General features: G+C 39.7%; 11 protein-coding genes. All 11 read left to right on the top strand.

The window, feature by feature from the left end:
- The first annotated feature begins 1 nt into the window (after position 1).
- Positions 2-787, top strand: coding sequence for a precorrin-3B C(17)-methyltransferase (gene cobJ, locus V5290_RS05990; protein ID WP_333382850.1), 786 nt, complete (start codon positions 2-4; stop codon positions 785-787).
- A gap of 109 nt (positions 788-896) precedes the next feature.
- Entirely contained in the window at positions 897-1,700 is an 804-nt protein-coding gene (cobM, locus tag V5290_RS05985) for a precorrin-4 C(11)-methyltransferase (protein WP_333382848.1), read from the top strand.
- Positions 1,687-2,778: a cobalamin biosynthesis protein CobW gene (cobW, locus tag V5290_RS05980; protein WP_333382846.1), complete on the top strand. Its 1,092-nt coding sequence runs from the start codon at positions 1,687-1,689 to the stop codon at positions 2,776-2,778. The genes cobM and cobW overlap by 14 nt, the downstream gene beginning before the upstream one ends.
- Before the next feature lie 6 nt (positions 2,779-2,784).
- Positions 2,785-6,591 carry a cobaltochelatase subunit CobN gene (gene cobN / locus V5290_RS05975; RefSeq protein ID WP_333382844.1) on the top strand — a complete coding sequence of 1,269 codons (3,807 nt, stop codon included), beginning with the start codon at positions 2,785-2,787 and terminating at the stop codon, positions 6,589-6,591.
- Positions 6,588-7,247, top strand: coding sequence for a 5,6-dimethylbenzimidazole synthase (gene bluB / locus V5290_RS05970; RefSeq protein WP_333382842.1), 660 nt, complete (start codon positions 6,588-6,590; stop codon positions 7,245-7,247). Before cobN ends, bluB begins: the two co-directional genes overlap by 4 nt.
- Complete coding sequence (locus V5290_RS05965; protein ID WP_333382841.1) at positions 7,213-8,511, top strand: sirohydrochlorin chelatase; 1,299 nt, start codon at positions 7,213-7,215, stop codon at positions 8,509-8,511. The genes bluB and V5290_RS05965 overlap by 35 nt, the downstream gene beginning before the upstream one ends.
- A 194-nt stretch (positions 8,512-8,705) precedes the next feature.
- Positions 8,706-9,314 (top strand): histidine phosphatase family protein, encoded by a 609-nt coding sequence (locus V5290_RS05960; protein ID WP_333382839.1) that lies wholly within the window; start codon positions 8,706-8,708, stop codon positions 9,312-9,314.
- Positions 9,311-10,237, top strand: coding sequence for an adenosylcobinamide-phosphate synthase CbiB (cbiB, locus tag V5290_RS05955; protein ID WP_416351600.1), 927 nt, complete (start codon positions 9,311-9,313; stop codon positions 10,235-10,237). The genes V5290_RS05960 and cbiB overlap by 4 nt, the downstream gene beginning before the upstream one ends.
- Before the next feature lie 123 nt (positions 10,238-10,360).
- The gene (locus V5290_RS05950; RefSeq protein ID WP_333382835.1) at positions 10,361-11,419 is read left to right on the top strand and encodes a threonine-phosphate decarboxylase; all 1,059 of its coding nucleotides are present in this window, start codon (positions 10,361-10,363) and stop codon (positions 11,417-11,419) included.
- A gap of 104 nt (positions 11,420-11,523) precedes the next feature.
- Positions 11,524-11,988 (top strand): DUF302 domain-containing protein, encoded by a 465-nt coding sequence (locus V5290_RS05945; protein ID WP_333382834.1) that lies wholly within the window; start codon positions 11,524-11,526, stop codon positions 11,986-11,988.
- A 207-nt stretch (positions 11,989-12,195) separates the two neighbouring features.
- A complete protein-coding gene (locus V5290_RS05940) occupies positions 12,196-13,404 on the top strand; it encodes an ABC transporter substrate-binding protein (RefSeq protein ID WP_333382832.1) in 1,209 nt (402 codons plus the stop codon).
- Positions 13,405-13,514 lie beyond the last annotated feature (110 nt).

The raw sequence follows: 13,514 nt of genomic DNA, 5'->3' as shown, positions 1-13,514 counted from the left end.
AATGAGTTTAAAAAAACAACTTTTTGTTGTCGGTATGGGACCGGGAAATGCAGATTTAGTGGCACCAAAAGCATTAAAAGCGGTTGAGCAAAGTACTGATTTAGTCGCTTATGGACTGTATTTAGACTTGTTAGGTGAGCCTTGTAATAACAAAGTACACCATGATTTACCCTTAGGAGAAGAGATTGGGCGTGCACGCTTAGCGTTAGATCTCGCGGCAAGTGGCAAAACCACTTCACTTATTTCAAGTGGAGATATTGGCATCTATGCAATGGCCACTTTAGTGTTTGAATTGTTGGATAGACAACTTCAAGGCTTAGAAGATCATCCTGAATGGCTAGACGTTGAAATTGACGTAATACCAGGGATATCAGCAATGCAAGCTGGCGCAAGTCGTATTGGTGCAATGTTAGGACATGACTTCTGTACTGTTAGTTTGTCAGATCTGTTAACACCTTGGGAAACTATTGATAAGCGAATTCACAGTGCGGGTGAAGGTGACTTTGTTATCTCTTTCTACAACCCTGTATCGAAAAAACGTGATTGGCAGCTTAACCATGCGCGAGACGTATTATTAAAGTACCGTCCAGCATCAACACCTGTGTTACTAGGGCGTCAGTTAACCCGTGAAGATGAAACCATTCGTATTATTCGTTTGGATGAGTTAGATGCCAAAGATGTAGATATGTTCACCTTAGTAAGTGTTGGTAATAGCGAGTCTCGCCATATTATCAATGGTGAAAAATCATGGGTTTATACGCCACGTGGTTATAAAAAGAAATTATAAAATAGTGCTTCAAGGTACTTCTGAGAAGAAAGTGCTCACTCGATAAATGAGGAGTGGTGCTTTTGCCTTGGGTAAAATTAAAGATTAATTATTAAAATATGGAATAACTATGAAAGTTTATTTTATCGGTGCAGGGCCAGGTGATCCTGAGTTGATGACGATTAAAGGGGCTCGTTTATTAAAGCAATGTCCTGTTGTTTTGTACGCTGGATCTTTAATTCCACGTCAAACCTTACAAGATGTTGAAGACAGTGCAGAACTGATTGTTGATACTGCCAAGATCAACTTAGATGAGATGGAAGCTTATTTTGTTGAGGCTGCAAAAGCGGGCAAAGATGTCGCGCGCTTACAATGTGGTGACCCTGCATTATATGGCGCTATCGCAGAACAAATTCGTCGTTTAGACAAACACGGTATTGAATATGAAGTGATACCTGGTGTTAGTGCTACAGCGGCTTCTGCAGCTTATTTAGGTAAAGAATTAACCTTATCTGGTGTATCTCAAACGGTCATAATGACTCGTTATGAAGGCAAAACACCTTTTCCAGAGCGCGAACGTTTACCACAATTAGCACAAAGTGGGGCAACTTTAGCAATCCATTTAGGCATTACTAAAATTCGCAAAATCGTGGCGGAGTTGATCCCTCACTATGGTGAAGATTGTCCTGTTGCTGTTTGTTACCGCAGCTCATGGCCAGATCAAGATAAAGTGACTGGCACGTTAGCGGATATCGCTGAAAAAGTGGAAGCGAAAGGTTTCAAATTAACCGCGTTAATCTTAGTTGGACATGTATTAGATACCACTAACTTTGAAGACTCTTACCTTTACCATAAAGACAAACCCAATATTTTCCGTCGTCGTAAAGGCGAATTATCAATACAAGAATTAGAGGCTCAAGATGACAGCAAGTAATGTTTCATTAAATAAAATCCCAACGACTGTGGTAACTGGTTTTCTTGGAAGCGGTAAAACCACTCTGCTGGCTAATTTACTTAAAAAAGCCAAAGGCAAACGTATTGCCGTGATCATGAATGAATTTGGTGAGTTAGATATCGATTCAGAACTGCTTCGTAGTTGCCCATTAGAATGTGAAGATGAAGCCGCTGAATTAGTTGGTGGTGAAGATGGTATTTACGAACTAGCCAATGGTTGTATCTGTTGTACGGTAGAAGAAGAGTTTTTACCTGTAATGGAAAAATTGGTTGAGCGTCGTGATCAAATTGACCATATCCTCATTGAAACATCAGGTTTAGCGTTACCAAAACCATTAGTACAAGCGTTCAACTGGCCGGGTATTAAAGAGCACTGCACAGTGGATGCCGTTATCACTGTGGTAGATGGCCCAGCTATTGCTGCAGGACGTTTTGCTGCTGACGAAGATAAAGTATTAAAACAGCGTGCAATGGATGAAAGCCTGGATCACGATCCAAGTTTACAAGAGCTATTAGATGATCAGTTAAACTCTGCAGATCTGGTTGTGGTGAGTAAAAGTGACCTATTAAATGAAGCGGAGCAATCACGTGTAAAAGACGTTGTACAAAAACGTTTACCAAGCTCAGTAAAAACGGCTTACATCAATAACGGTGACGTGCCATTAGAAGTATTAATCGGTATCAATGCTGGCTCTGAGAAGAACATCGATAAAGTACATAATCACCACGATCATCACCATGCTCATGGCGCACATCATGACCACGCGCATGATCACTTTGACTCAATGGTGATCAGCTTGGGTAAAGTGGATGCTGACAAACTGAAAGCTAACGTTGAAAAGCTATTAAATGAATTTAATCTATTTCGTATTAAAGGGTTTGCAGCCGTTGAAAACAAACCAATGCGTCAAGTGTTACAAGCCGTTGGTAAGCGCTTAGATGTGCATTTTGACCGCTTATGGGAAGCTGCAGAAACGCCAAAAACAGAATTAGTATTAATCGGTAAAGGCTTAGATGAAGCGACCGTAACAGCTATTCTAAAAAGAGCAGAGGTTTAATCGTTAATGCACCTATTAGCAGCACAACCAGGTGGGTTTGTTGAACAAGAGGGGATTGTCGATTTAGCACAATCTCCAGCGCCTTTAGTGGTGTTCAGCGCCGCCGATAGTCAATTAACTGCTCTTTCTGCTGGATATCAAACAGCGACTGAAGCTCACGCTTTAGTAGAAGCGCGTTTAGTGAATTGGACTAACTTATTAAAGCCAGCAGCCTTCGACCTTTATGAAGATAAAGTCCTTGGGCAAACGCAGGTGGTGGTGGTGTCGCTATTAGGTGGCAAAGCTTATTGGCAATATGGTGTAGAAGGGCTTATTCGTTGGTCAAATGAAGCACCTAATCGCCATCTTATTTTAGTGCCTGGCGACGATAATATCGATCCCGAGTTAATCGAGTTATCAACTGTGTCAGCACAAGTTCAACATCAGGTTTGGCGATACTGTCGAGCGGGTGGCATTGAAAATAGTGCGCAATTATTTACCTTTTTAAATCAGCAGTTTTTTGATTTATCGGTCGTATCTTCAGAAGCAGAGTTTTTACCTGTCGCGCAATTTTACAATCAACAAAATATACAATGGAAAGCGGGGCAACAAGTTACCGCATTACTGTTTTATCGTAGTCACTTACAGTCTGCAAACTGTAAAATGTTCGATCAATTGATCGAATTAATGTCAGAAAATGGCTTAAATCCGCTCCCAATCGTGATCAGCTCACTAAAAGATCCACAGGCTATGAAAGTCGTTAATGCCTTGTTGGTTGAGCATGATTGTCGTCTGATTTTAAACTCTACAGGGTTTGCATCAAACACAGTAAGCACACCCGGATTAAGTTCTCAGCCAAATAGCTTTACACGTTTATTTGACCTTGATATTCCTATTCTTCAGGTAGTGTTATCAAGTAGTACTTTAGAAGATTGGCAAGATTATAAACAAGGTTTACGCAGTCGTGATATCGCCATGCAAGTGGTGTTACCGGAAATGGATGGCAAAGTATTAACGCGTGCGATTAGCTTCAAAAGTGAAGCATTTTACGATGAAAAAACACAGATCTCTTTAGTGCAATATCAATTACACCAAGAGCGTGCGCTGTTTGTAATTGAGCTAGCTAAAAAATATATTCAGTTATCTCAAACGGCTAATCAAGATAAACGCATTGCTTTAATTTTAGCAAACTACCCCACAAAAGATGGGCGAATAGGCAATGGCGTAGGGTTAGATACCCCGAATTCAACAGTTAATATATTAACCAATTTAAAAACAGCAGGTTATCCGATTAGCGAGGTGCCTGAGAACGGAAATAAACTGATTGAACAACTATTACAATCCGTTACAAATAACCCAAATACCTTACATCATTTGGCCTGTTGGCAAAGCCTCTCTCTGTTCGAATACAAAAAGTATTTTGCTGAACTACCGTTAGCCAGCCAACAAGCGATTACCGAACGTTGGGGGCAACCAGAAGATGATCTTAAATGTCGTGATGGGCGATTAATGATCGCCGGTATCCGTTTAGGTGAAACCTTTATAGGTATTCAACCTGCGCGTGGTTTTAATATCGACTTATTAGCTAACTATCACGATCCTGATTTAGTTCCGCCGCATAACTACTTAGCCTTCTACTTTTGGTTACGTTTTACTTACCAAGTGAATGCAGTTATTCATGTGGGAAAACACGGTAATTTAGAATGGTTACCCGGTAAAGGCTTAGCATTGTCTAACGAGTGTTGGCCAGATGCGGTATTAGGTCCAATGCCACATTTCTATCCATTTATCGTCAATGATCCCGGTGAAGGGGCGCAAGCTAAACGTCGTACGCAAGCTGTAATTGTCGATCACCTTATGCCGCCGATGGCACGTGCCGAAACCTATGGTGACATGGCAGAATTAGAAGGCTTGGTGGATGAATATTATCAAGCGCAAGGATTAGATACTCGACGTGAAGTATGGCTTAGAGAACAAATTTTAGAGAAAGTACAAAGCACTAATATCTTAGATGAATTAAATGAAGCAGCACGTGGTGATGATAACCAAGTATTAGAAGAGTTAGATACTTACTTGTGTGATATTAAAGAATCACAAATTCGCCATGGCTTGCATATTTTAGGGGAATTACCCGAGAACCATAAAATCGCAAATACCTTAATTGCTTTATTACGTTTACCACGTGGGGAAGGGCACATTAACCAAGGTATTTTACACTGTTTAGTCAGTGATTTTTCATTGTTGCTTGATGGAGAATTGTTTGATCCATTAAACGCAGGCCGTGAAAATTGGACTGGGCCTAAACCTGATTTATTGGCGACTGTCTGTGATTCATTATGGCGAAGCACCGCTGATACCCGCGAGCGTTTAGAACTGCTGGCTTTACAATGGGTGCAACATTACTTATTAGCGGATAATTTATTAACAGGCAACGATCTCGCTGAGTTAATTGAGTTTCCCGCAACGCATACCTTACTCACTTATGCGCAGCAAACAATCCATAAAGCCTTACAACAAAGTGTTGAAAATGAGTTGAGTGCGATTATAGATGGGCTTGACGGTAAGTTTATTGAAGCTGGACCAAGTGGCGCTCCTACTCGTGGTCGATTAGACACCTTACCGACAGGACGTAATTTCTACTCAGTGGATAACCGAGCTATTCCGTCAAAAGCGGCTTGGGAATTAGGTCAGCAATCAGCACAAGCACTGATCAATCGTCACTTACAAGAAGAAGGCGATTACCCTAAACAACTGGGCTTATCGGTGTGGGGAACGGCAACAATGCGTACTGGCGGTGATGATATCGCGCAAGCCTTTGCACTAATGGGGGTTAAACCTATCTGGGCTGAAGGGAGCCACCGAGTGGTAGATTTTGAAATCATTCCTTTCCAATTACTGAACCGACCTCGTGTTGACGTTACCTTACGCGTTTCTGGATTTTTCCGTGATGCCTTTGCCAATGTCATGGCACTTTTTGATGCGGCAGTGGTAGCGATAAGTGAACTTGATGAGCCGGGTAATAACAATTTAATTCAGCACAATATTCAACAACGTGAAGCACAATTAATTGGCGACGGCATGAATGTAACTCAAGCTAAACGACAAGCAAGTTACCGTGTATTTGGCTCTAAACCAGGTGCTTATGGTGCGGGTTTACAAGGTTTAATTGATGAGCGTTGCTGGGAAGAAAAAAGTGACCTAGCAGAAGCGTACTTAAACTGGGGCGGTTACGCCTATGGTAACAGCGACAAAGATGGCGTGCAGGCCAAAGAAGCCTTTTTAGATAGATTAAGTAATATCGACGTGGTGGTTCAAAACCAGGATAACCGCGAACATGACCTGCTAGATTCAGACGATTATTATCAATTTCAAGGCGGTATGAGTAACGCTGCTCAAGTTTATTCTGGCAAAGCGCCAACCATTTATCATAGCGACCATAGTAATCCAAGTAAGCCGGTGATCCGCACTTTAAAAGAGGAACTAAACCGAGTGTTACGTTCACGCGTATTAAACCCGAAATGGATCGAGGCAATGCGAGAGCATGGTTATAAAGGTGCTTTCGAAATGGGGGCAACAGTCGATTATTTGTTCGCTTACGATGCGACTACTGATTTGATAGCCGATTATCAATATCAGCAAGTCACCGATACGCTATTGATGGATCAAGAGAATCAACAGTTTTTAAAAGATAATAATCCACAAATAATGGAAGAAATGGCAGAAAGGTTAATGGAAGCAGCGCAACGTGGTTTATGGCAAGCACCTGATGAATATCAAGAAAAGCTACAAGACTTATTGTTACAGTGTGATGAAATGCAAGAGAGTAAGTCATGAAGAGCCAGCACAGTTATCAAGAAAGTGAAAAGCAGGCAATTTATAAAGTAATCAAAGAACGCCGCGATATGCGTCATTTTAGCCCTGAACCATTGGAAGAAGGCTTATTGCTGCGTTTATTAACCGTCGCAAATCAAGCGCCAAGTGTTGGCTTAATGCAGCCGTGGCGATTTATACGTGTGACTAACGCTGCGCTAAAAACTGATATTCAACAACTGGTAGCCGCAGAGCGAAATGCTACTGCTGACTTATTAGATGACCGTAAAAGTGAATTCTTAAAGTTAAAAGTAGAAGGGATTGCTGAATGCGCAGAATTGATTGTTGTTGCATTACCTGACGGCCGTGAAAAGCATGTGTTTGGACGACGCACCATGCCAGATATGGATTTAGCATCGGTATCATGTGCCATTCAAAATATGTGGTTAGCCGCGCGGGCAGAAGGCATTGGTTTAGGTTGGGTTTCATTATTTGAGCCTGTTCAATTGGCTAATTTATTAGAGATGCCAGCCGATAGCCGACCGATTGCAATTTTGTGTATCGGGCATGTTGAAAAGTTTTATGAAAAACCAATGCTAATCGAACAAAAATGGGGTGAAGCAGCGCCAATAGAAAGCTTTTTGTTTGAAAATAAATGGCAAGAAAAAAGTAAAAGTTAACGTTGCTGTTTTTATGGCTATTGGTACCATGGCAGCCGAATCAGCTCAGCATAAATATAGACAAGAAAAGAGATGTAAAATGAATGAACTAGTAGTTAAAAAAGGCATTATGGTATGTGGTCACGGCAGTCGTGATAAAGATGCTGAAGTTGAATTTTCATTAGTCGCAGAAGGGTTAAAAAAACGTTTTCCTGATATGCCTATTGAATATGGTTTTTTAGAGTATTCAGCGCCTAATATCCACATGGGATTAAATAGTCTAATCGCGCAAGGTGTTAACCATATATACGCAGTTCCAGGTATGTTATTTGCGGCGACTCATGCTAAAAATGACATTCCATCAGTATTAACCACCTTTGAAGAAAAAAATGCGGGTTTACAAGTGACGTACGGTCAAGAATTAGGTTTACAACAACCTATGATCAATGCCTTTCAAGCACGTATTTATGAGTCATTAGGACTGGATGCAGATAATCCACCTAAAGAACTTTACGATACTATGCTGGTGGTTGTGGGACGTGGTACTTCAGATACTGAAGCAAATGCAGAAGCTGCTAAATTAACGCGCATTGTTAGTGAAAATATGGGCTTTGGTTGGGCTGATACCGTTTACTCTGGCGTGACTTATCCATCAGTAGGTGTTGGGCTTGAGAAGCTATTAAAACTTGGCTTTAAGCGTATTGTTGTTGCACCTTACTTCTTGTTCACAGGGCGTTTAATTAAACGTATTTCTGGATATATTGATAAAGTAGCCAAAGAAAATCCAGAAGTTGAATTCATTAATACACCGTACCTACGTGATCACGATAAAGTGATTGATGCTTTTGAAGTACGTGTTCGTAATATTATGGATAACCAACAAGTACAAGGCGAAGACTTAATGGCAACCTTCAAGCGTCGCTTAGCGGCTGGCGAAGTGGATGTTCATCATCATCATGCTGAGTACCAAGATCCTGAAGCGCATAATCATGATCACTCACATGACCACAGCCATTCACACGATCATAGTCATTCGCATGACCATAGCCATTCACATGATCACGGTCATTCGCACGATCATAGCCATGCTCATGGTCACAGCCATGCAGAACCGCATAGCCATGGCGTGTATAAGCACATTGCTCACCCTTTAGGTCCAAGAACGATGATCGGTGAAGGTATTTGTAATTGCTTTATGAGTCAATTCCCTCAAGAGTTATTAGATGAGGAAAAAGATCGCATCGAGAATGGCGTTAAAGGTGAAGCATTAGCACATCGTAAGTAGCGCTGTTCAATAAATAATTGAGTAACCACTCACGCTTAATAATAAACAGTTATCAACAATCTTTGATAACTGTTTACTCCCCACTAAGCCATGTATACTATGCTCTTATATCAACAGGTTATATTCGAAAACCGTTGAATCAAATTTTATTATAGTTGTCTTAACTTTTACCTTTATTAAAATAAGAGTTCACATTGAATAACAAAACTATTTTTTATCTTGCCCGTCATGGACAGACTGAATGGAATGTTGCACAGCGTATTCAAGGTCAACTAGACAGTCCTCTTACTGCTCAAGGCAAACAACAAGCTAGATCGTTAGCTGAGCAATGCCGAGCATTAAATATCACGCAAATTTTAACTTCTCCATTAGGTCGAGCAGTACAAACTGCTGATATTTGTGGGCAAGTATTACAGCTCTCACCGATACAAATAAAAGGTTTTGAAGAGCGTCATTTTGGTGATTGGCAAGGTAAATATACGTATCAGGTCAACACGTTAAGTGATTATGATGAAATCACCTCTCAGATTACAGACTGCAAGCCGCAACAAGGTGAAAGCTCAAAGCAATTATTAACACGCTTTGAAGGGACATTAAGAGAAGAGTTAAAAAACGCTACCCAAGGTATTAGCTTAATCATTATTCACGGCGATATTCTACGTTGTTTCATGGCACAATTTGTTCCTAATCTTACTCCAAACTCAGCGTCAAAAGGCAGTGTAAGCACAGGTTATGACTACAAAAATGCAGAGCTTATTGCATTAAGTTACGATCATGATTCAGGTACTTTTTCAAGCTTATGAGTGTATTGTTTACACTGGTAATGGCTTTGGTCATCGATCACTTTATTGGTGAACCTAATCGTTATCATCCATTAATATTCTTTGGTAATTTAGCGAACTTCATTGAGAAAAAATTAAACAAAGGCACGTCACAACAACGCTTCATTAAAGGTATAATTGGATGGGCAGTATTAGTCTTACCTGTACCGTTAATTTATTTACTCTTAATATGGACTTTACCGGTTTACCTCATACTGTTAATCAATATTTATATTGTGTATTGGGCTGTGGCATTAAACAGTTTGAACCAGCACGGTATGCAAATATACCACCCTTTAAGCCAAGATGATTTACCACAAGCACAACACTTTTGTTCGTACATTGTAAGCCGCGATACCAGTGAACTTGACGCGCAAGCGATCAGTCGAGCAACCACTGAGTCCATGTTAGAAAATGGTCACGATGGGGTGACGGCTACCTTAATTTATTTTGTGTTAGGTGGAGCACCATTGGTTATTGTACATCGTCTAAGTAATACGCTAGATGCGATGTGGGGATACCGAAACGAACAGTTTAACTACTTTGGTAAATGCAGCGCTCGTATTGACGACTTACTAGGTTTTATTAGCGCTAAAATCACAGCCTTATTATTCGTTATCATAGGGTTATTTAATGGTACTGCACGACAGGCATTAAATAACGCTTACCAACAGAGTCAAGACTATAAAAGCCATAATGGTGGCTGGGTGATGGCGTCAGGCGCAACGGTTTTACAGGTTTGTTTAGGTGGCAGTGCGGTTTATTTTGGAAAAACAGTCGTTTCTCCTCAACTAGGTGAAGGTGATTCCGTACAAAGTAAACATATCGCATCGAGTTTAACTTTGGTAAAGCAAGCTGTAGTACTTTGGTTAGTGATTGTTGCTTTTGGGGCATGGCTAGTGTGATTTATAGTTGTTCTATTTACGAAAATTACAACGAAGAAATAAGTTATTTTAATAAGTAAAATAGAGCAGTTAATTATCGTGATTAATATGGCATAAAAGACGTATATAAGGTTTATTGAAAGAATGGCAATTATCCATGGTGGGCAACTAAGTAAAGTCGCAAAGCAGTTCGGAATCCCTGAACAAGAGTGGTTAGATCTTTCAACGGGAATTGCACCGTTTAGTTATGCTATTTCGGCCATTCCAGAAAAAATCTGGCAAGATCTTCCTACTATTTCACCTTCTTTGATCACTGCTGCTCAACAGTATTATCAAGCTAAATTTTGCTGGCCAGTTGCAGGCAGCCAACAATTAATCGAAAAGCTACCTTCGCTTTGGAATGATAAAAACAGCGCGATCAAATCAGGAAAAATACAGCATGCTTACTTACCCAAAGTCGGTTATAAAGAGCATCAACGAGCTTGGTCTTTAGCGGGATACCAAATACATTTTTATCAAGATACGTTACCAGATAACGTTGAAAAAAATAGCGTCGTAGTAGTGATTAATCCAAATAATCCACTCACTGATACTTTTTCTATCCAGCAATTAACTCAATTAAAAGCACATTGTCAGCAACAGAAAGCACTACTGATTATTGATGAAGCCTTTGCTGATATTTTCCCCTCTGAGTTTAGTTTTGTGCCTCATCTCACTAACTATAATGAAAATAACAATGATAGCGCGAATGATAACGACAACGAATATGATGATCTGATTGTACTGCGTTCTTTTGGTAAGTTCTTTGGTTTAGCTGGGATCCGTATCGGCTTTGCATGCACCACTGAAACCTGGCGAGATATCATTAAAGAAAGCATTGGCCCTTGGTCAATTAACGGGCCTGCATTATTTATCGCTGAGCAAGCATTACAAGATAGACAGTGGCAAATAGAACAAAGCTTGCGCCTTGAAAAATATAGTAAAAAGCTGCAAGAGCTGATCAAGTCACACTTACCAAATGTATCTATCAAAGCCAATGCGTTATTCATTACCGTCTTCTTAGATAATGCTGCATCTGTTTATGAAAAATTATGCCAGCAAGGCGTATATGTTCGCTTAACCGATGAGCAGAACGCACTGCGTTTTGGAGTGGGTAATGATCAACAGTTACAACATCTCACTGACGTGCTGAATAAACTCTAGTTTTGTTTACATCACATCGGCCTATAAAGTCACTAGCGTGATGCTAGGTAAGCTGTTATTTTTGGTTTCCCATTTACCTAATTTCTTATTAAAGGAATTACTAGTTGAGAGAAATCATCATGAAAAAGCTACTCCCATTACTATTTTTATCATTTTTTATCACTAGTTATAGTCATGCATCAGAAGGCCTTGTTTCGGTTGAAAGCCATCACTCCGTTAAAGAAACTGCAGATCGCTTTGCAAAAATTTTAGGGGAAAAAGGCCTGACTCTTTTCGCTCGGATAGACCATCAAAAAAATGCTAAAAGCGTTGATCTGGAATTAAGAGAAACAGAAGTATTAATTTTTGGAAACCCAAAAGTTGGTACGCCATTAATGCAGTGTGAACAACAGGTTGCGATCGATTTACCGCAAAAAGTATTAATCTCAAAAGATGCCGATAATACGGTTTGGATATCTTATAATAATCCAGAATATATTAAGCAAAGACACAATATTCAAGGCTGTGACAAGGTAGTTAAAAAGGTCGCAAATGTCTTAAAAGTACTGACAAATCTCGCTGCTAAATAGGCGAATATATTAAAAATTTAATAGTTGCTTAATTATTTTAAGTGGGATATAACTAATAACACTTAGTTTATTTAATAACTAAATTGAGTACAAATTATCAGCGGCGCAGCTGAATAAAAAAGAAATCTTTGTTGAGATTTCTGCTTTATTCAGCTGCGTTTTTTTTTGCTTTAAATTTAAGGTTCTACCGAAAAAGGGAAATAAGTAATGAAAAAGAATATAGTCAAAAGTGCATTTTTATGTAGCGCAATCTTAGGGATGAATTCAGCTTTTGCTGAAGTTAAAGTGAGTGCTATTTACGATATTACGGGAAGTTTTAGTATCTTTGGTGTTATGCAAAGTAATGCAGTTAAATTAGCCATTGATGATATTAATGCAAAAGGGGGCTTACTAGGCGAAAAGCTGAAGTTGATTACTTACGATACACAATCAGAACTAAGTAAATATACTCAATATGCTAATACAACCGTGTTAAAAGATAGACCTGCAGCAGTGTTTGGAGGCATGACAAGTTCGTCTCGTGAAGCTATTCGTCCAATTTTTAGAAAAGCTGATGTGCCTTATTTCTATAGTACGCTTTATGAAGGTGGTGCATGTGATAAACAAACATTTGTAGTCAGTCCTTCTGCTTCTCAACAAATAAAGCCGTTGGTTGAATGGGCGATAAAAGAGTATGGACCAAAAATGTTTATCATGGCACCGGATTATAACTACGGGACTATCTCAGCACTTTGGTACCACGAATACGCAAAACAATTTGGAGGTGAAGTTGTCGGGGAAGAGTTCCTAGCACTGACTGTGACTGACTATGCACCTACCATTCAAAAAATTCAAAGAGCAAAGCCTGATTTCGTTGTTGCTATTCCAGTCGGCCCTAATCAAGTAGGGTTCTTAGAGCAGTTCTCTTCTGCAGGCTTAAAAGAAAATATCCCAGTTGTTTCTTCAAACTACAGTACTGCAAATGAGCAAGTATTACTAACGCCTAAAGCGAGCAAAGGGATCGTTTCAAGTCATGTTTACTTTTCAAGTTTAGATAACCCAGAAAACAAAGCCTTCCTAGATAAATGGGCCAAAGCTTATGGTGAAGGACAAACTATTTCACCAGAAGCTGTAACGGCATGGAATGCGGTGCACTTATGGGCTGAAGCGATAGAGAAATCAGGTTCTTTTAAATCTAAACCGGTTTATGCAGCGATGGAAAGTGGCGATATTAACTTTAAAGGACCTAATGGTTTTGTCAGCGTTGAACCAGGATCTCATCATGTAAAACAAAATACTTATATTGCGGTTGGAGATGATAATTATGGTTTTGACATCATAAAAACATTCGATGCTGTTGCACCTAGTTATGAAAATGAAACCTGTGACCTGATCAGCAACCCTAAACTAGTAGGGCATTTCACTCCAGAAGCATAGTGTTTACTTACCCCAATACCAATTATTTTAACAAGTAAACTAGATTAGTTAATTAGTGTAATTGGTATTATATACGCTCTCATAAGAGAGTGTATTTCTTCACTTTCTGA

This window comes from Psychromonas arctica (genome assembly GCF_036697365.1).
Lineage (GTDB): Bacteria > Pseudomonadota > Gammaproteobacteria > Enterobacterales > Psychromonadaceae > Psychromonas > Psychromonas arctica_A.
This window is presented reverse-complemented; position numbering and strand designations above follow the sequence as displayed.